The sequence below is a fragment of the Pseudotabrizicola sp. genome (assembly GCF_030684215.1).
Taxonomy (GTDB): Bacteria; Pseudomonadota; Alphaproteobacteria; order Rhodobacterales; family Rhodobacteraceae; genus Pseudotabrizicola.
This window is the reverse complement of the sequence record NZ_JAUXOV010000058.1, coordinates 1-19,116: the sequence shown is the minus strand read 5'-3', so window position 1 is coordinate 19,116 and position 19,116 is coordinate 1. Positions and strand designations below refer to the sequence as shown.

The following is a 19,116-nucleotide window of genomic DNA, read 5'->3' as shown; positions in this document are numbered from 1 at the left end:
CCGATCGACAACGCGGGGATGTTGATGCTGAAACAACTTGTTTTGACGACGGCCTGGGCGTTCTGCGCAACCGGCGTGCAGGCGCACGAATTCTGGGTCGAGCCGCAGCCTTTTCAGGTGCTGGTCGGCGAACAGCTCCAACTTGACCTTCGCGTTGGCCAGATGCTCGAGGGCCGCTCTTATCCTTATCTTTCGCACAAGTTTGCCCGGTTTACTGTGGACGACGCAACCCACATCAACCCATTGGCAGGGAATGAGGGCGACATCCCCGCAATGACCTATCAGGCCGATACGCCGGGCCTGCATGTCATCAGCTATCATGCGCTGCCCGAACGTCTGACCTACGACAGTTTTGCCGATTTTGCCGCCTTCCTCGAAGAAGAGGGGCTGGCAGAGGTTATTCTGCGCCACCGTGCGCGCGGGCTGCTGGAGACCGGGTTTTCCGAAGGCTACAGCCGCAACGCCAAAGCATTGGTTCAGGTCGGCGCGCCCGAGCAAGGACAGACCGACCGGGTGGCAGGCCTGCCTTTCGAACTGGTCGCGTTGGAAAATCCCTATGCCGCGCAGGACCAGCTTCATGTGCGGTTGCTGTGGCAAGGGGCACCGTTCGCCGATGCGCAGGTGACACTCTTTCATCGACCCACATCGGGCGAGGTCACGCGCCAAATCTTCCGCACCGATGCAGGCGGTGGTGCCCTGATCCCGTTCACGGCCAGCGGCACCTACCTTCTCAGCGCCGTCCACATGGAGGAACGCCCGGCAGAAAGCGGCGAGGTCTGGCACAGCACCTGGGCCTCGCTGTCCTTTGGCTGGGCAGCGGGGGTGAAGCCATGAGAGCGATATTTGCGCTTCTGGTTCTGATCCTGTTTCCCGCGCAACTGGCAGCGCATGAAATGCGCCCGGCGATCGCCACGGCAGACCTTCGCGCGGACGGAAGTTTCGATCTGGTGATTTCGCTGAACCTTGAGGCTATCATGGCCGGGGTGGGGCCCGAACACGCCGACACGAAGGACAGCCCGCAAGCCCTGGAGTATGACGGACTGCGCGCGCTGCCACCCGAGGAACTGCGTGACAGGTTCAGCGCCTTTGCGCCCCGGTTGGAAAGCGAAATCTCCCTTTCGCCTGCGGCGGGTCCGCAGACCAAATTGACGACAACCGGCCTGAGCATCCCACCCGTCGGCGATCTTGAAACCTCCCGGATTTCCGAAATCACCCTGCGAGGCCTCCTGCCACCGAACACCGATACGGTCCGGTGGTCGTTCGACCCTGTCTTTGGCGATAGCGTCATCAGGCTGCGGCGCGCGGGCGAGACGGACCTCTTCCACTCGCAATACGTCAGTGGCCCGGCAAGCTCCCCGATCTCGCTGGTTCCCGGTGTCGAAAGGTCGGTCGCATCGGTCTTTGCCGAATATCTTCGGCTTGGCTTCATCCACATCATCCCGCGCGGGCTGGACCACATCCTGTTTGTCGTGGGCCTGTTCCTTTTGTCCACGCGGCCATCGGTCCTGTTGTGGCAAGTGAGCGCCTTCACCGTGGCGCATACGATCACGCTCGCCCTTGGCTCTCTTGGGATCGTTCAGCTTTCGCCCGCCATCGTGGAACCCCTGATCGCGCTGTCAATCGTCTATGTCGCGGTCGAGAATCTGATGGCGACCCGCCTGAGCGCATGGCGTCCGGTTGTGATCTTTGGCTTCGGGCTGCTGCACGGCCTTGGCTTTGCAAGTGTGCTGGGTGAGGTCGGTCTGACCACCGGCCATTTCGTGACCGGCCTCGTCGCCTTCAACATCGGAGTAGAGCTGGGCCAGCTTTCGGTCATCGCGGCCTGCCTGCTGGGCGTCGGCTGGGCGATGCAGCGCCCGATCTATCGGCAGGCCGTCATCATTCCTGGTTCCACTGCCATCGCTCTAATCGCCGCCTACTGGGCAGTGGAAAGGACATTTGCCTGACGTTCCCATTGACACCGCGAGTTCGCCGTTTCCAGCAGCGCGACAGCTATTTCAGGATCGTAAAGTCGATGGAGCGACGACACTCAATCGCAACACTGTTTCCTCCAGCAGGTCGATGTCTTTGCTCGTTGTCCAGTCCTTGCAGATTGTGTCACGCAGGCAGAGGTGTCCTTCACGGTGCTATCTGACACGGCTGCAATTCCCGCATCCGAGCGCTGTAACATGATCTCAACGTTGAGGGCTGGCGGCGTCCCCTCATCGAGAACACCGGGATTGAACCGAAAACACACGAGGTCGTTCAACTCGGGGTCAACAACTCCAAGGCAGGTTCATGCGCCATCAACCTGATCCGATACTGGACCTCAGCGATGCCCTGATCGATCAGCCGCCCGAACTTGGCCACGCGCCATGATCATCATCCAGATCTTGAGCGCCCGGAATCTCCGTGTTCTATCCAGATTGTAACAGCACAGGAACTCTGCCGCAGCAATGCCAAGTGACATTTTCTAGGAGGTACTCGGCATCTTCCGCGAAGATCTTCAGATGCTGCCATCGGCATGCAGCTACAGCCCTTGCTCAGCGCACAGATCGGCATCAACAAGGGCGAGCCACATCACGCGTTGAAGGACGCCTTGCACATCCGGCGCCAAGACGAAATCTGTGACCCCACTACTGAAGGAAACGCCTCCGCATTGCAGGTCTGAATCTGCTCGCCACCGTCAACATCTGCCGGAACACCAAGCGTCTCGGACACGCTGTCACGTTGCGACAGCATGCTCTTACATGGTGATGCAACCAGACGGCTGTGACTCTTCAGACGGGCATCCAAATGAAAAAGGTTTCGGTTGCGAGCCATCTCCGTGAAGAGCACGATTGAATGAGCCGGTAACTCTTGGTTCACGTTCCGCCGTGGCTCCAGACTGGTCAAGCAGCAGGGCTGATGTTCAGGTTCTGGCTGAAGAAGTTCTTCGGATCATAGGTCGCCTTGATCTTCGCCAGCCGGTCATAGTTTTCGCCAAAAGCGGCGCGAATGACATCCGGTTTCTCGTCGGCCAGGAAATTGGCATAGTAGCCCCCGTTCGAGAAGGGTTGGAGCGCATCGCTCGTCGATTTGGCCCAGTCCATGTGCAGGTGATCCTCGGCCGGATCGGTCCATTGCGGCATGAGGCCGATATCGAATTCGGCCGAACGGTGCCCGAACGCGCTTGACGCTGCACCACTGCGACCAGCGGCGCCGCAATAATACTCGATGACAACGCTCGACAAAGGTGAGCGCATGGCATCGGCTTGGGCAACCAGCACATCGATTGCAGCGTCGCTCAGTTCGTTGACGAAGGCCGACTTCCAGTAGTTGCGGGTGCCGTCCGGGAAAGCACCATCAAGGAGTTTCTGCATTACCGGGAATGGCATCGGCTGGATCGCATCCAGAATCGGTGGGCCGAAGGTCCTGAGAGGGGCGAGGTCACGCTGGGCCTCGTCCGGGTCACCCGAATGACACGCAACTATCGCAACAGCCGGCATCCCGTCTGGCGTAGTCAGCATTGCTGCATATGCAGTGACTGTGTCGGGCGCGCCGGCCACATAGTCCCGATAATTGCGCAGCACTGCGACTGCCATTTCGCGCGGGTAAACGAGCAGGCCGCCCGTGACCGTCGAGACCGGGTAGGCCCGGTAGGTGAACGCCGTGACGACGCCAAAATTGCCGCCGCCGCCACGGAGCGCCCAGAACAGGTCCGGATTCTGGGTCGCGCTGGCAGTCATCAGCACGCCGTTGGCAGAGACCACGTCAAAGGCCACGACATTGTCGCAGGTAGGCCCGTAGCGACGGACCAGCCAGCCGACGCCGCCGCCCAAAGTCAGCCCGCCGATGCCTGTCTTCGATACAACGCCAAGTGGCACAGCCAGCCCGTGAAGATGGGTCTCACGATCGACGTCGCCGAGTGTAGCGCCTCCCTGCACATGCACGACGCGTTCCGTGGGATCGACGAATACGCCGCGCATGTCGGAAAGGTCGATAACCAGCCCACCATTGCAAAGCGCACGGCCAGCGACATTGTGCCCACCGCCGCGCACGGCGACCAGAATATCATGTTCGGCCGCGAATTTGACCGCCTGGATGACGTCCGCCACGCCTCGGCACCGCACTATCAGACCGGGGTGGCGTTCTATCATTGCATTCCAGATCCGCCGTACCTGATCGTAGTCCGCATCGTCAGGACCGATGACCTTGCCTGCGAGGTCCGATGCCAAAGCCGAAATTGCTTCTTCCGCGACCGAATGCCCGGCGCGGTTCACCAGTGCTGTCATTACCGTGTACTCCCCTCTTAGGCCCGATTCCGGGCGCCATAATCATGTCCCCGTCAGTCACCAAGATCGGATTATCATAGCAGGTTTACATAGCGCTGTCCGAAGACTCTCTTATCGCTGAAGGGCAGGTGCAGGTCCGTGCGCGCTCAGCATATTGCGCCGGTGGCAGGAATGGCAGGCACCTCGTATTTTTCGCTTCGACTATACAAGTTTTCAAGTAACAGGAGCATTTTTGTTTGAGATGGATCAAATGGCCGGCCTCAGCGAATGTTCGAAGTATGGCGATCATGCGAACAACTTCGCCTGATTTCACGCGGCGCCCTTCTTGGCGCGGCAATAGCAAGACGCCAGGATAACCACCTCGGCCCGCGCCAACGCTTGATCCAGCAGCTGCCTCACATGACGCCTTTCTACCGTTTCGTCGCGTCGGCGCAGGCATTCGTCCAGCCCGTGCAGGCTCCAGACGTTGCGCGGATGCTGGCAGGGGCGTGGCAGGGTCTGGTCAAGGCCCAAATCGGCTCGATAAACCGCCTCGGCTTCGGCATACCTGTCTGCCTCCATAAGCAAGGCGCCAAGAGCGTGGCGAGTCGGCTGCATCCAGCCCCAAGGTTCGTCATACAGCATGTCGTCGTCCAACAGTACGGCGGAGCGCAGGTGTTCCAGCCCCTTCTCGGTGTGTCCCGATTTATAGGCAAGTTCGCCAAGCATCATCTGTTCGGCCACCAGCAAGACCGCCGAGCAGGGATTGTTGAACATCATCCACCCCTCAGGAACGGCCTGTTGAGCGGATGCAAAGGCCTCGCGCTCAGCGCGGGCCTCTTCGATACGACCAAGATTTGCCAGTGCGACTGTCCGGGCATAATGAAGCAGGGCGGTGGTGAAGCAGTAGAGTGCGGGGTCGGGGGGAAAAGGCTCGTCCAAGATCTCGTGCCAGCGGCCAAACCGGACCAGCACGTGGAATTTCATGCCGATGAATGCCTCAAAGAATTCGGGCATATATCGGACCACCGGGTAGGGGAGTGCCTCGCGCAGCGCCGCAGCCGCTGCCAGGGCCGTGGTCGGGCGGGCTTGGAACATCGCGCCGTAGATCACGAAATGCAGATTGTGGATGCGGTAGATCGTGTAGAAATTCTCACCGCCAGCATGGTGGAAGTATTTCCGGTCAACGACTGTGGCACGCAGATTGCGCGAGATCACGTTGTGATAATCGCCGCATAGGACGTCGATATGTGTGGCCATGTGCACCAGATGGCCCGAGTCGGGAACCAGGTCCACCAGCCGGTCACCGTGCCGCAGGGCCTTTTCGGGTGTCGGCGACATTTCCATCAGGTGGATATACAAGTGTAGAAGGCCCGGATGATCCCACGCGGCGGGGTCATGGGCCAAGGCACCCTCCAACACTGTCTGCGCTTCAAGTGTCGATGCCCCCTTAGCCGGTCCGCGCGCTTGCAGATCCCAGAGCTTCCAAGGGGTGCGGTTCATCAGAGCCTCGGCATAGATCGCCGTCACGTCCAGATCATCGGGAAACGCCGCATGGACCCGTCGCATCTCTTCGGCGAAGGCGTCGTTCCACGGCCCGTAATCCTCGATCGCGGGATCGGTCGGAAACCGCGCGGCCAGTGCCATCAGTATCGCATGTTCTGCCGGTGTGGCGCGGTCAGCCACCGCTGCCGCCCGTTTCAGCGACAGATGCGCCCTGTCCAGCGCGGCAACCTTCTCCTCGGGGCTGAAGAACTCCCATAGCTTGTTGTAGTTCGGCCCGATGGCATGGGCGATCCCCCAGTGCGCCATGACGCAATCGGCATCGTACTGCAGCACGTTCTCGAAGCAGACAATCGCCTCTTCGTGGTTGAAACCGTAGAGCCAGACCAAGCCCCGGTCGAACCAGAGCTGCGCCTCGGTCCGGCTCGTGGTGATCTTGCGTGAAAAGCTTCCCAGATCGAAGTAGTCCATGTTGATCCTCCTGCTTTTGCCGCAGCCTTGCCCGGGCTTGCGCCTTGGCTCAAATCCGGAACGGCTTCATCGACTGCCTGACGTCGTTGCAATCGAAGTTGCCACAAGTTCGCTGCCGATCCGAAGAACTTCTTGCACCAACAGGTCTAGATCCGTGCGTCTGGTCCGGTGGTTGCAGATCGCTACACGCAGGCAGTGACGCCCTTTCACCGTGGTGTCCGAGACGGCGGCAACACCTGTCTCCTGCATCCGCAGCATGATCTCGGTGTTCAACGCGCGCAGCGCGCTTTCGTCAATTCCGCCGGGATTGAAGCGAAAACAGACGATGTCGACCACGGTCGGTGCCATCTGCTCCAGCAGCGGTTGGAGCGCGATCAGTCCCGTCAGATACTGCGCCTGTGCGATTCCCTGATCGATCAGCCGCCCGAATTTCTGGGCCCCCTGTTCCTTGAGCATCATCCAGACCTTCAACGCGCGAAAGCCGCGCGTCGTGTCCAGGCTATAGTCATGCAGGAATTCCGCCGCCGCGATGCCGCGTGACATCTTTTGCAGATACTCAGCATCTTCGGCAAAGGTGATCCGATGCTGTCTGCGGTCGCGCACCAGCGTGCACCCCACGTCGAAGGGCGCCTGAAGCCCCTTGTGCAGATCGAGGGCAAGGGAATCCGCGCGTTCAATGCCCGTGACCAGATGGCGATGCTCGGGTGCCAGAACGATCAGCGCGCCGATACAACCATCGATATGCATCCACAGCCCTTCCGCTGCGCAAAGGTCGGCGATGGCGGACAGATTATCGATCGATCCGGTGTTGGTGGTACCTGCCGTTGCGATCACGCAAGCCGGTTTGATGCCATGATCACGGTCTGCACGGATTTGGGTCTTCAGCGCGCCCAGATCCATGCGGAAGGCGTCGTCTGATGGGATCTTGCACAGGGATTTCTTCCCCAAGCCCAGCAGGTTCATCGCCTTGTAATGGCAGCTGTGAACCTGATCCGAGGCGTAGAACCGCAAGGACTGCGGCATGGCGTCCACCCCCTCTTGTCGCAGATCGACGCCGGCCATGGCGTTGCGGGCCGCCATCAGGCCGATGATATTTGCCATCGATCCGCCGTTCACCAGCGTGCCGCTGGCACCTTCGGGAAAACCCATCATGTCGCGGATCCAGCCGGTAACCTGTCGATCCACCAAACCTGCCGCCATATTGCCGCCGCCAAGGTTCGACCCGTCGATTGCCGCCAGAAAATCGGCCAGCGCGCCGGTGAAGTTCCCGGCCCCCATGTACCACATCCAGAATCGTGGATGGATATTGCCCATCGGATGCGGCATCAGATGGGCGGTGATCTCGGAATAGACCTCGTCCAGCGGCAGCGGCACTTGCGGCAACAGGCCGTCAAAGCCCGCGCGGGCAGACAAGGGCATCTCTTGCCACAAGGGTCGGTCGCGCACACTGTTCAGATGGTCGATGGCGTCGTCGACCATCCGGTGGGCCAGTGCCCGGGTGGCATCCCAGTTGGAGGGATCCAGAGTCTCTTCCGCGAAATTGGTGTCTTGCATTGTCATGACCTACCCCCGGCGCTGCGATCTTTTGCTGCATTCAGCCAAGCTGAAAGCCAGGTGTCGATTGCGACAGCGCCACCTCGTCCGCATCCATGTCCTCGGGAATGTCGGCAAAAAGCGGCGTCGTCAGATAGCGCTCGCCTGTGTCGGGCAGCATCGCGAGGATGACGGACCCCGGCTCTGCTCGTTCTGCGATGCCCATCGCTACGGCAAAGCTCGCGCCGCCTGAGATGCCGGTCAGAATGCCTTCGCGCTGCGCAAGCTTCTTGGCCCAAGCGACGCCGTCCGCGCCCGTGACCGGGATCAGCTCATCATAGCCGCCACTGTCCAGACATTCCTGAAGGACGTTGGGAATGAAATCGGGTGTCCATCCCTGTATCGGATGCGGCTCAAAGCTCGGGTGACTGGCGGCTGGCGCACCACCTATGCCGCGCGCCTGCGCCACGCCACTGCCGACCAGTTGGGCGTTCACAGGCTCGGTCAGGATGATCCGCGTATCCGGCCTTTCCTTGCGCAGCACGCGCGCAAGACCTGTCACTGTGCCACCGGTGCCATAGCCAGTCACAACATAGTCAAGCCGATCTCCCGCGAAATCGCCGATGATTTCACGCGCTGTTGTAGCCTCATGGATGTCGGCATTTGCAGACGTTTCGAACTGACGCGCCAGAAACCAGCCATGTTTCTCGGCGAGTTCCACCGCCTTCATGTACATGCCGGTTCCCTTTTGCGCGCGGGGCGTCAGCACAACCTTTGCGCCCATCATGCGCATCAACCGCCGCCGCTCGATTGAAAAGCTATCGGCCATGGTCACGACCAGCGGATAGCCCTTCTGCGCGCAGACCATGGCCAGCCCGATGCCGGTGTTGCCGCTGGTTGCCTCCACCACGGTTTGCCCGGGCTTTAAGGTGCCCGAGCGTTCCGCCGCCTCGATGATGTTCAGCGCCAGCCGATCCTTGACCGAGGCTGCCGGATTAAACGCTTCGACCTTGACGTAAACTCGCACTCCCTTGGGCGCGAGGTTGTTGATCCGCACGACGGGCGTATCGCCCACGGTGTCAAGAATGCTCTCGTAGAGCATCCCGCGCCCCTTGGTGGTCCGTATCGGCATCGCGTCCATAGCCTTGGCCCCCGCTGTTCAGTTTGCGCGGCCCAATGCCCCGCGATGTCGGCAAGGGTACGTCCCAGGGAGAGAAATGCTTGATCTGTTCCTGAAGATTCCCTGAAGAAAAGCGCGATTCTGCGGTATTCTGCCGCATGACATGGATTTTTGGTGACTTTCAACTGGACAGGGAACGGTTCGAATTGCGCCGCGGCACCGATCCGGTGAGGTTGGAGCCGCAGGTGCTCGCGCTTCTTGTGTATCTGGTCCGTTATCGCGATCGCATGGTGACAAAGGACGAGATCGCCACTGAGGTCTGGCCGGGGCGCATCGCCTCTGATGCCAGCATTTCCAGTCGCATAAAGTCGGCACGGCAGGCGGTAGGCGACGATGGCCACCAGCAGACGACGATCCGTACCGTGCACGGCAAGGGTTTCCGGTTCGTGGGCGAAGTTCAGGAAACTGCACCCGCGAAGGTCACCACAGTATTTCCTGCCGCTGAACCGGAAAACGTGCTGACCGGCAAGCCTTCGATCGCCATTCTGCCGTTTCGTCCGCTGGCGATGGCACCAGACCTCGCGATCCTTGCAGAAGCAATTCCCTGCGAAATCATTCAGGCGCTGTCGCATCTGCGCTGGCTGGCAGTCATTGCGCGCGGGTCTTCCTTCCGGTTCCGCGAGCCTGACCCGGACTTGGGATTTGTCGCAACCGCGCTTGGAGCCCGTTATGTGCTGTCCGGGATCATCGAAGCCAATGGGCGCAGGCTTGCTGCAACGCTGGAACTTTCAGACGCCAGCCGGAGTGAGGTGATCTGGGGGGATCGGATTGCTGCACCGCTTGATGCCATCGACGATCTGCGCAACCGCATCGTCACGCATCTTGTCACGGCGCTGGAGGTCTACATTCCGCTGAACGAAGCGACGGTCGCCCAGATGGCCCCTATCGATACGCTGGATGCCTGGGCCAACTATCATCTGGGATTGCAGAATCTGTATCGGTTTACAGCCCAGGATAATCTGCGTGCGACAGGTTGCTTTGAGCGAGCGGTCAAGCTGGACCCGCGATTTGCCCGTGCCCATGCGGGCTTGTCTTTCACAAGTTTTCTGGAGGCCTTTCTTAGACTTGGCCCTGATGTGGCAGAGGCAAGGCGCGCGGCAAGGCGCCATGCCGAACAAGCGCTGGAGCTGGACCCGCTGGACCCGTTCGCGAATTTTACCATGGGCCGTGCCCATTGGCTGACCCATGACCTTGATGTGGCGGCGGAATGGCTAGACCGTGCGACCCGGCTGAACCCAAATTATGCGCAGGCGTACTATTCTTCGGCCATGACCTCGATGTTGACCGGTAACATTGCAGCCACCGAAACCGGCCTGGACCTGGCGTTACAGCTGAGTCCGCTTGACCCGTTGCTCTACGGCATCCACGGCGTTCGGTCGCAGATGTTCATGCAGACCGGTGACTATGCCGCTGCTGCCCGCTGGGGTGACAGGGCGGCCACCACGCCAGGTGCTCACTACTTGATCGCCATGATTGCGATGGCTGCGAACGGCATGGACGGGCGGCACGAACAGGCAAAGCGCTGGCGGCAAACGGTTCGGCGGCTAAAGCCGGATGCAAGCGCCGCGCATTACTTCACCGCATTTCCGACCCGCGACACCGCGTCCAGATCGAAGATCGCAGACGAATTGACCCGCCAAGGCTTTTGATGGGCCGTCAAGTGAGGCTGTGGGCTGCGTCCTGACATCAGTCACAACTACAGCTTCAGAGCGCCGGCATGGGACGATCTTGCCTCCGTCTGGGGCATCTGACCTGTCCTCAAAGCACATAACAACCGCTTTGCCTGTGAAAGCTCACCGACCATGTCCCGCTTCCCTCGGATGCGTGCTGGCCAAACCTGCTCAAATGCGCCGAATGGATGTTGCTGCGACTGGCGATCTGTACGGCAGCTTCGGATATCGCACCTCGGGACAAACGCTTGGCCACAGCGGGAGGAACTTCGCGGATTAGGAGAGATCGATGCAGAAAACTGTCGCTAGCGATATAGCTGTGTTGCCACCGGATGCCAGTGGCGATCGCGCTGTTGCCGAATAGGAAGCCCGTACCGCGCCACGGCTTGCGCCAAGCATTCCTCCGAAAAACGCCAACGTTCACAGTTTCCCGTCGGGAAGTCACGCAAGGCAGTGTATAAGGCTACGGGATCAAGGGGGTTGATCCCAACGGCAACGTCAATGCCGCCTGAAGCGTGAATCAGCGGCACATCACCAGAGGAGGGCGGCCATGGCGGATCCACAATCAATCTCGGACCACTGGGGCAGGGGCGACGTCTTTTCAATGGTGCTTGATGCGATGAAGGCCGCGGGGATCGATCCTGCGACGGTCACCATCGCACAGTTGGCGCCAGTTGATCACTTTCATGCGCGGGGCTTTCCCGCAACCAAGGAGTTGGCCGACATACTGCCGATCCGCCAAGGGGACCATGTTCTGGACATTGGTTGCGGGATCGGCGGGCCGGCGAGGTATCTTGCCGATCGATTTGACTGCCAAGTGGACGGCATCGACATAACAGAACCGTTCGTCGAGGCAGCAAACAAGCTAACCCAACTTGTAGGGTTGGAAGGGCGTGTCACGATACAGTGTGGGGATGGCCAGAAGCTGCTCTACGACGACGAGGTGTTCGACGGCGCCTATGCGCAGCACGTCACGATGAACGTGGCCGATCGCGACAGCTTTTTTGGCGAAGCATTTCGCGTTTTGAAGCCCGGAGCTTTCTTTGCCTTGACGGAACACGGCCTTGGCGCTGCAGGCTCTCCGCACCATCCGGTGCCCTGGTCCGATGATGGCACTGGCGCGTTTCTTGTGACCCCGTCCGAAACGGAGGTGCGTCTGGAAAAAGCGGGCTTCGCCGGAATTGAAGTCACCGATACTGGTGACAAGTATCTCGAAGGTTACAAAGGAGCGATGGCGCTGGCGGAGAAAGGAGAATTGCCCCTGTTCGGGGTTCACATCCTTTTGGGCAAAACAGCCCCACAGAAGATCCGCAACGCCGCGCGCAACATTGAAGAGCAAAGAACGCGCCCGGTTCAGATCATCTGTAGAAAGCCAGTTCAGTAGAGGTTTTACGGGGTTGAACGGTTGGCTGCGATCTTGCTGACGCCAAACTCCCAGACTGCATCACGGATACCGCTTTCCAAGCCTCCGGCATGTGGCTGAGATACGCCTGTTCAAGCGGTCGATGGACCGATGCCCGGCGCAGCGCCTCAGCACCAACATCGCTAAATTCTTCGCCATTGTCGGTGTTGTCCGGCCGTACGCCTCCAGCTTTGCGCGCTGCATTGACCGAATGGCCCTTGGTCTCTGCACCGATTGCTGAGGCTCTGATCGGCGCCAGCCGTGCGGCTGTCCAGCGAAACCTGGCTTGGATAGAGGCGCGTGGGCTGATCCGCGAGGTGACTGGACAGGGGCGATTCAGGATGTGGCGTGCGGAGGTTTAGCAGCCAGATGTGACCACAGCTTTTTCTGAGGGTCGGCTTCGATAGCCCAAGAATGTTGGACGCTCTTGTGAGGTGAGATCACGCATCACCGAGTGGCAAACACACAACTGCTTCCAGCCCACCTGCCGCCATGTTGCGGAGAACGACTGTCCCGCCGTGCGCCTGAATGATTGTGCGTGCGATTGCCAGCCCGAGACCGACGCCGCCGGTATCTCGGCTGCGAGACCCTTCCAACCGCACGAACGGTTCAAAGACCGCTTCAAGCTGTTCTTCTGGCAATCCTTGGCCCTTGTCCGCGATGGTGATGACGGCCAATCCCGGCGCTCGGTCCAACGTAACCATCGCGACACCGCCATAGCGGACAGCATTATCGATCAGGTTCCTTAGAGCGCGGTTCAGGGCGTGCGGGCGAATGGTAATTGGCAGAGGCGACGACGGGGCAAGATTGGCCCGATCTTCCCCTACGTCGTTGACCAGATCAGCGAGCAGGGCGACAAGATCGACTTCAGCGGTGGGCTCTGCCCGTGCAACCCCGCGTGCGAATTCCAAGGTCGCCTCGACCATGGCCTGCATTTCCTCGACCAATGCCCTCAGGCGTACGCTATCCTCGGTTTCGTCCAGCATTTCGATTCTGAGCCGCATTGCTGTAAGGGGCGATCGCAAATCATGACTCAGGGCTGCGAGCATGTGCGTGCGCTCGTTCACAAAGCGGGTCAGTCGAGCTTTCATCCGGTTGAAGGCCTGCGTCGTCTCGCGCACCTCGGACGGCCCCGTCATCGGCAGCGGATCGGCATCAAGTCCACGGCCCAAGCGGTCGGCGCCAATAGCAAGAGCACGCATCGGGCCGACGACGCGCCGCGCGGTCCACCATGCCACCAAAGCTACCGCCACGGCCATTAACACCACTGGCAGCAGGGCCTGCGGGGTCAATTGCAGGGCAGGGCGGTAAAACATCGTGCGCACGTTGAGCCAATCGCCCGCCGCAAGACGGATCGACAGCGTCAGCTCAATGGGGTCAGTCCGCCCCGCCATCATCGCCTCATGCATCGGGCGCATGGACGCAGGTACTCCCTCTGGCAATGGCAGGGACGCAAGGGAAAGCGCATGAACATCGGCGCGAACTTCCCGTTCCGGCTCGCCAAGGATTTGGCGGATCTGGCGCAGAACCATGTCCGCCTCGGCGCTGTCGTGGGACGCTGCGGGCTCGGGCCCGACTTCAAAACGGACAAGCGGAGAATCTGCCGCGCGGAGTATCGACGTGCGCAGATCACTGGGGGCGCCATCCAGAAGCAAGACAACATTCGCGGCGCGCCCTGCCGCCTCCAGCCCGAGGGCTGCACGAACTGCCCGGTTTCGCTCGTCTGTCAGCAGCAACAGGCCAAGACCCTGTGTGATGGCCAACGCCAAAAGCAACATGATCAGCAACTGCCCGCCAAGAGATTGCGGGAATAGCTTGCGCAATATCGGGAAGCGCGCGCTCATGGCATTGCACTGACGTCAGCGGCAAGGCTGTAGCCACCACCCCAAACAGTTGCGATCAGTTTAGGCTTGGCCGGATCGGCCTCGATCTTGCGGCGCAAGCGGCTAATCTGGTTGTCGATGGTACGGTCAAACACCTGTGCGGCGCGACCCGATGTAAGATCGAGAAGTTGTTCGCGGCTGAGCACGAAGCGCGGCCGTTCCAGAAACACGGTCAGCAGACGGAATTCTGCGGTTGTCAGTGCGACCTCGATGCCATCGTCGTCGGTCAGGGTCCTGCGGTCGGTATCAAGCACCCATCGGTCGAAGGCCAATTTGTGCCCGGCAAGACTGCCACCCACGACGCCCCCCCGGTCGGATCGGCGCAGGATCGCCTTGATCCGGGCCAGCAACTCACGCGGATTGAAGGGTTTGGGCAGATAGTCGTCCGCCCCGACCTCCAACCCCACGATACGATCAGTTTCGTCACCCAGGGCGGTCAGCATCAAGATCGGAATGGCACCCTGTGCGCGCAAACGTCGGCAGACCGAAAGGCCATCTTCGCCTGGCATCATCACGTCCAATACGATCAGATCAAATTGACCCACCTTCATCGCAGCATCCATTGCCACGGCATTGGCGGCAGAAGTCGCGCGCATGCCGTTCTTTTCCAGATACTTCACCAGCGCATCGCGGATATCGCGGTGGTCATCGACGATCAGAATATGCGGCGGCGGGGTCATCATCTTGTCTCCTGATGTCGACCCTAGCTGAACGCAGTGGAACTGCGGACAGAAGATTGTCGCAAACCTCTCTCAGGACCTTGGCTTGCGACAGTTTGATACAAAACAGGCGTCGCCCTGACAAACCTGTGGGACACCTCGCTCCCAGATTGGACCCATCGCAATCTGATCCAGGAGAGACAGAATGAAACGTTCGACAAAATTCGCCCTCGCTACCGTTGCCGCCCTTGGCGTTGCCGCTGTCGCCGTACCGGTCGTCGCCCAGCAGGGCCAGATGCAGCATGATGGTATGATGGACGGAGGCATGGGAATGATGGGCCAGCATGGCGGTATGATGGGTGGCGCCATGGGAATGATGGCCGGCGGCCAGAGCTATGCGATGGCCACATTCGATACCAACAAAGACGGCACGCTCATCCCCGAGGAAATGACAGCCGGAATTCAGGCTGAACTCAAGACCTACGACACCGACGCCAACGGCACTTTGTCGCTGGAGGAATTTGCGGTGATGCACGCGGCTCATACCCGACCAATGACCGTGCGTGCCTTCCAGATGCACGACGCCGATGGGGATGCGCAAGTGACGGAGGCTGAAATGGCCGCCATGGCAGACATGATGCAAAGCAACATGGGTGGGCAGCAGGGCAACATGCCGGGCATGGGTCATGGAATGATGGGCAACAACTGACGCGCCTTTTTCTCCCGCTAACTGGGCGAAGCTCCGGGTAGCGGGAGAAATCCCAACACAGATCAGGAGGCCATGAAGATGAACGGCTATGGTATGGGATTTGGAATGGGCTTCGGCTGGCTCTGGATGATCGTGACCATTGTGCTGGTCGGCCTCGCGATTGCGGCGCTGGTCAAATACTTGCGCAAATAGCTTAAAGGAAACCCCATGGACTACACGATCAACCGCCTGATCACGGGTGTCGATTTTGACGTGGTCGACGCCCGGACGCGGGCCGCACTATCCGCAAACGGCTTTGGCGTATTGACTGAAATCGACGTCAAGGCAACGATGAAGAAGAAGCTGGACGTGAGTATGTCAGCCTACCGGATTCTCGGGGCCTGCAACCCGAAGATGGCTCTGGAAGCTATCGGGATGGAACCCCGCGTCGGTGCGATGCTCCCCTGCAACGTTATCCTGCGCGAGGTCGAAGACGGGGTCGAGGTAAGTGCGATTGATCCGGTGGTGTCGATGCAGGCCATCAAAAATCCCGCATTGAATGCCGTCGCAGGTCAGGTGCGCGACCTACTGGACAAAGTTGTTGCGGCAATTTGATTGCACCAGCAGCTGCAATCTTCGCTTGACCTTCCAATGATGGGAGGGAGCATCGTGAGTCGGTAGGCCTTTGCATCTGCCTTCGCGCGGCGCTGACCGCGACAGGAGAACGCTATGAAATCCACCGATCCGCACAGCAGCCACGCCCATCCAGACCCCGATATGCCCGAGGGCCGGGGGGGTGTTCCAGAAACTGGCACCGGGCCAACGTCCATCGACCCAGTCTGCGGCATGACCGTCACGCTGAAACCCGACACGCGGACCGAGGCGTTTGGTGGCAAGGACTTCCATTTCTGCTCGGGCAAGTGCCAGACGAAGTTTCAGGCCGATCCGTGGTTCTACGCCTCCGGCCGTGCGGCGGGGCGCAAGAAAGTTGCCCCGGCCAATGTGCAGTATACCTGCCCGATGCACCCCGAGATCATCCGCGATGCGCCCGGCTCATGCCCGATCTGCGGCATGGCGCTGGAGCCGATGCTGCCCACGGACGAGCCCAGCCACGAGTTGACCGATTTCGCCCGACGCATGTGGATCTCAGTTGCGGCAGCGGTGCCGCTGATTGTGTTGACGATGGGAGAGTTCGTGGCTCTGCCGGTGCGCGACTGGATCGGGCATCAGGTGGCCAGTTACCTGGAGTTCGCGTTGGCGACGCCGATCATCCTTTGGGCGGCCCTTCCTTTCTTCAAGCGAGGCTGGGACTCCATGGTGAACCGGTCGCCCAACATGTGGACGCTGATCAGCCTTGGGGTGGCGGCGGCCTACCTCTATTCTCTGGTCGCGACATTCCTGCCTGGCGTCTTCCCTGAAGTCTACCGGATGGGTCACGGCGTTGGCACCTACTATGAAGCGGCGGTGGTGATTGTGGCTTTGGTCTTTGTCGGCCAGGTCTTGGAACTGCGCGCACGCGAACGCACCGGCGATGCAATCCGCGCGCTTCTCGACCTCGCGCCAAAGACGGCGCGGCGCATTTTGCCGGACGGCACTGAATATGATGCGCCTTTGGAAAACATCATGGAGGGCGACCGGCTGCGTGTGCGCCCCGGAGACGCGGTGCCAGTCGACGGCGTGGTGATCGAAGGTCATTCATCCCTGGACGAAAGCATGCTGACCGGCGAGTCGATGCCGGTCGAAAAAGGGCCGGGCGATGCAGTGACCGGGGCCACCATCAACAAGAACGGAAGTCTTGTTATCGAGGCTGGCAAGGTTGGCGCCGACACCGTTTTGGCGCAGATCGTGGCCATGGTGTCGAACGCGCGCCGGTCGCGCGCACCAATCCAAGGGCTGGCGGATCGGGTGTCCGCGATCTTTGTACCGACCGTGGTCGGCATCGCAATTCTGGCCTTCGCAGCCTGGATGATCTTTGGCCCTGAGCCTGCCCTCGTCTTTGCCATCGCCTCGGCGGTGTCGGTGCTGATCATCGCCTGCCCCTGCGCGTTGGGTCTTGCCACCCCGATTTCGATTACGACGGCGGCCGGACGCGGCGCGCAGGCGGGCGTGCTGATCAAAGACGCTGAGGCGCTGGAGCGGATGGCGGGAGTCGATACGCTGATCGTCGACAAGACTGGCACGTTGACCATGGGCAAGCCCAAGCTCACCGATACGGTGACGCTTGGGGACGTGGCAGTCGCAGACCTGTTGTCCCTTGCTGCGGCGCTGGAACGTGGGTCGGAACATCCGCTTGCCGAAGCCATTGTCGAGGGGGCTGACGCGCAGGGCGCGTCCCGACAAGAGGCTACAGGATTCGAGGCGGTCACCGGCAAGGGTGTCCGCGGCAAGGTCAAAGACCGCTCTGTTGCGCTTGGCAACGCAGCTATGATGCAGGAAATGGGCTTGGACACTGCGCGTGCGGAGGTTCAGGCCGACACTCTGCGCGCCGAGGGCAAGACCGCGATGTTCATCGCTGTTGATGGTGTGCTTGCAGGCATCGTCGCCGTCGCAGATCCGATCAAGGAGTCGACCGCACAGGCGATCAGGGAACTGCATGCGCAGGGGCTGCGCGTCATCATGGCAACCGGCGACAACGAACGCACGGCGCAAGCTGTGGCGAGCACGCTTGGCATAGACGAGGTGCGGGCAGGCGTGCTCCCCGAGGCCAAAAAGGACTTGATCGACCAGTTGCGCCGTGAAGGTCACAAGATTGCCATGGCCGGCGACGGCGTCAATGACGCGCCTGCGCTGGCCGCGGCCGACGTCGGTATCGCCATGGGCACGGGGGCAGATGTGGCGATGGAAAGCGCCGGGATCACCCTGCTGGGCGGAGATCTCATGGGCATCGTACGAGCCCGCAAACTCGCCCGCGCCACCCTGCGCAACATCAAGCAGAATCTGTTCTTCGCCTTCGCCTACAACGCGCTTGGCGTGCCGATCGCAGCAGGAATGCTTTATCCCGTGACTGGCCTTTTGCTGTCACCGATGATTGCGGCTGCGGCGATGAGCCTGTCGTCGGTTTCGGTCATCACCAACGCATTGCGGCTGCGGCGAGTGGTTCTTTGAAGGCACAGCGGACTTTGCCCGCGCAGACGAACTGCTGGGAAGGCGTCTGTCAGGGCAGGGAATTGGCCAGGCGAGTTGGTTTGAAGACCATCCGCAGGCGCCGCTTGACTTGATCGCCGCGACCGTAGTCGGCGGTACTGGCGAGATTGTTGATGTGGTTGCAGGAACCTCGCGCTTGGAGGGCGGTTTGTGGATGGCCGACTGGCACAGCGGCCTTTCCGGATATCAATGTACCGGATCGCTACGACCAACGACCACTCAACGTCCCAACGCGGCGTACACCGATTTCAATTCAGACCGCTTTTCTATGTACGATCCCAGGCCTCGGTGGTGTGTCCAATTGCCCTGTCCGAAGCACGGAACGGAACCAGTTCACGATCTGCACGTTAATGGTTTGAAGCCCAAAAAGGACCATGACCATGAAATTTGTCCCTAGCCTGCTTGCTATTTCCCTTATGGCCTTTACGCCTGTGATAAGCGCAGGTGCTGCATTTGCAGACACCAAAGGTTGCCCTCCGGGTCTGGCCAAGAAAAACCCACCGTGTGTGCCTCCGGGTCAGGCCAAGAAGGGTGTGACCACTGATCAATGGCTGAACGGCGACCGGACCGGGGAGGTCATAGACAGAGTTGACCTGATTTATCTGGACGATTTCCTGCGTTATGACCTGCCACCGCTGCCCTATGGACAGCGCTATGCGATCGTTGACGACCGGATCGTGGTGATCGAAGCTGAAAGCTACAAGATCCTGCAGTTGATCCAGATTTTCACTTCCCTCGACAACTGAGGCGT

Annotated in this window: 14 protein-coding genes and 2 pseudogenes; 10 read left to right on the top strand and 6 right to left on the bottom strand. The window is 60.4% G+C overall.

Annotation, left to right across the window (positions count from 1 at the left end; all coding sequences use genetic code 11):
• Nucleotides 1–24: 24 nt before the first annotated feature.
• From Q8K08_RS11820 to Q8K08_RS11810, 3 genes and pseudogenes are all read left to right on the top strand, one after another.
• On the top strand, nucleotides 25–834 hold the full coding sequence (locus Q8K08_RS11820; RefSeq protein WP_305250187.1) for a DUF4198 domain-containing protein: 810 nt from the start codon (nucleotides 25–27) through the stop codon (nucleotides 832–834).
• Nucleotides 831–1,946 carry a HupE/UreJ family protein gene (locus Q8K08_RS11815; protein ID WP_305250185.1) on the top strand — a complete coding sequence of 372 codons (1,116 nt, stop codon included), beginning with the start codon at nucleotides 831–833 and terminating at the stop codon, nucleotides 1,944–1,946. Before Q8K08_RS11820 ends, Q8K08_RS11815 begins: the two co-directional genes overlap by 4 nt.
• A gap of 581 nt (nucleotides 1,947–2,527) precedes the next feature.
• Nucleotides 2,528–2,718: pseudogene (locus Q8K08_RS11810) on the top strand (Tn3 family transposase); the annotation flags it as partial.
• 152 nt (nucleotides 2,719–2,870) lie between these two features.
• Here Q8K08_RS11810 and Q8K08_RS11805 read toward each other — a convergent pair.
• The 4 genes from Q8K08_RS11805 to Q8K08_RS11790 form a co-directional block, all read right to left on the bottom strand.
• Entirely contained in the window at nucleotides 2,871–4,253 is a 1,383-nt protein-coding gene (locus Q8K08_RS11805; RefSeq protein WP_305250184.1) for an FAD-binding oxidoreductase, read from the bottom strand.
• Between the two features lie 309 nt (nucleotides 4,254–4,562).
• Nucleotides 4,563–6,206, bottom strand: a complete 1,644-nt coding sequence (locus tag Q8K08_RS11800) for a hypothetical protein (protein WP_305250183.1) — start codon at nucleotides 6,204–6,206, stop codon at nucleotides 4,563–4,565.
• 66 nt (nucleotides 6,207–6,272) lie between these two features.
• A complete protein-coding gene (locus Q8K08_RS11795; RefSeq protein WP_305250182.1) occupies nucleotides 6,273–7,766 on the bottom strand; it encodes a pyridoxal-dependent decarboxylase in 1,494 nt (497 codons plus the stop codon).
• 34 nt (nucleotides 7,767–7,800) lie between these two features.
• Nucleotides 7,801–8,880, bottom strand: a complete 1,080-nt coding sequence (locus tag Q8K08_RS11790; RefSeq protein WP_305250181.1) for a PLP-dependent cysteine synthase family protein — start codon at nucleotides 8,878–8,880, stop codon at nucleotides 7,801–7,803.
• A gap of 137 nt (nucleotides 8,881–9,017) precedes the next feature.
• On the opposite strand from Q8K08_RS11790, the gene Q8K08_RS11785 reads away from it, so the two are divergent.
• From Q8K08_RS11785 to Q8K08_RS11775, 3 genes and pseudogenes are all read left to right on the top strand, one after another.
• Complete coding sequence (locus tag Q8K08_RS11785) at nucleotides 9,018–10,568, top strand: winged helix-turn-helix domain-containing tetratricopeptide repeat protein (protein WP_305250180.1); 1,551 nt, start codon at nucleotides 9,018–9,020, stop codon at nucleotides 10,566–10,568.
• Between the two features lie 571 nt (nucleotides 10,569–11,139).
• Nucleotides 11,140–11,973, top strand: a complete 834-nt coding sequence (locus Q8K08_RS11780) for a class I SAM-dependent methyltransferase (protein WP_305250179.1) — start codon at nucleotides 11,140–11,142, stop codon at nucleotides 11,971–11,973.
• Nucleotides 11,974–12,149: 176 nt separating this feature from the next.
• Nucleotides 12,150–12,353: pseudogene (locus tag Q8K08_RS11775) on the top strand (helix-turn-helix domain-containing protein); the annotation flags it as partial.
• A gap of 78 nt (nucleotides 12,354–12,431) precedes the next feature.
• Here Q8K08_RS11775 and Q8K08_RS11770 read toward each other — a convergent pair.
• Nucleotides 12,432–13,835 carry an ATP-binding protein gene (locus Q8K08_RS11770; RefSeq protein WP_305250178.1) on the bottom strand — a complete coding sequence of 468 codons (1,404 nt, stop codon included), beginning with the start codon at nucleotides 13,833–13,835 and terminating at the stop codon, nucleotides 12,432–12,434.
• Nucleotides 13,832–14,554, bottom strand: coding sequence for a response regulator (locus Q8K08_RS11765; RefSeq protein WP_305250205.1), 723 nt, complete (start codon nucleotides 14,552–14,554; stop codon nucleotides 13,832–13,834). The genes Q8K08_RS11770 and Q8K08_RS11765 overlap by 4 nt, the downstream gene beginning before the upstream one ends.
• A 184-nt stretch (nucleotides 14,555–14,738) precedes the next feature.
• On the opposite strand from Q8K08_RS11765, the gene Q8K08_RS11760 reads away from it, so the two are divergent.
• From Q8K08_RS11760 to Q8K08_RS11745, 4 genes are all read left to right on the top strand, one after another.
• Nucleotides 14,739–15,242, top strand: a complete 504-nt coding sequence (locus Q8K08_RS11760; RefSeq protein ID WP_305250177.1) for a calcium-binding protein — start codon at nucleotides 14,739–14,741, stop codon at nucleotides 15,240–15,242.
• 207 nt (nucleotides 15,243–15,449) lie between these two features.
• Complete coding sequence (locus Q8K08_RS11755) at nucleotides 15,450–15,836, top strand: DUF302 domain-containing protein (RefSeq protein WP_305250176.1); 387 nt, start codon at nucleotides 15,450–15,452, stop codon at nucleotides 15,834–15,836.
• Between the two features lie 162 nt (nucleotides 15,837–15,998).
• On the top strand, nucleotides 15,999–18,326 hold the full coding sequence (locus tag Q8K08_RS11750; RefSeq protein ID WP_305250204.1) for a heavy metal translocating P-type ATPase: 2,328 nt from the start codon (nucleotides 15,999–16,001) through the stop codon (nucleotides 18,324–18,326).
• A gap of 419 nt (nucleotides 18,327–18,745) precedes the next feature.
• Nucleotides 18,746–19,111: a hypothetical protein gene (locus Q8K08_RS11745; protein WP_305250175.1), complete on the top strand. Its 366-nt coding sequence runs from the start codon at nucleotides 18,746–18,748 to the stop codon at nucleotides 19,109–19,111.
• The last annotated feature ends 5 nt before the right edge of the window (nucleotides 19,112–19,116 follow it).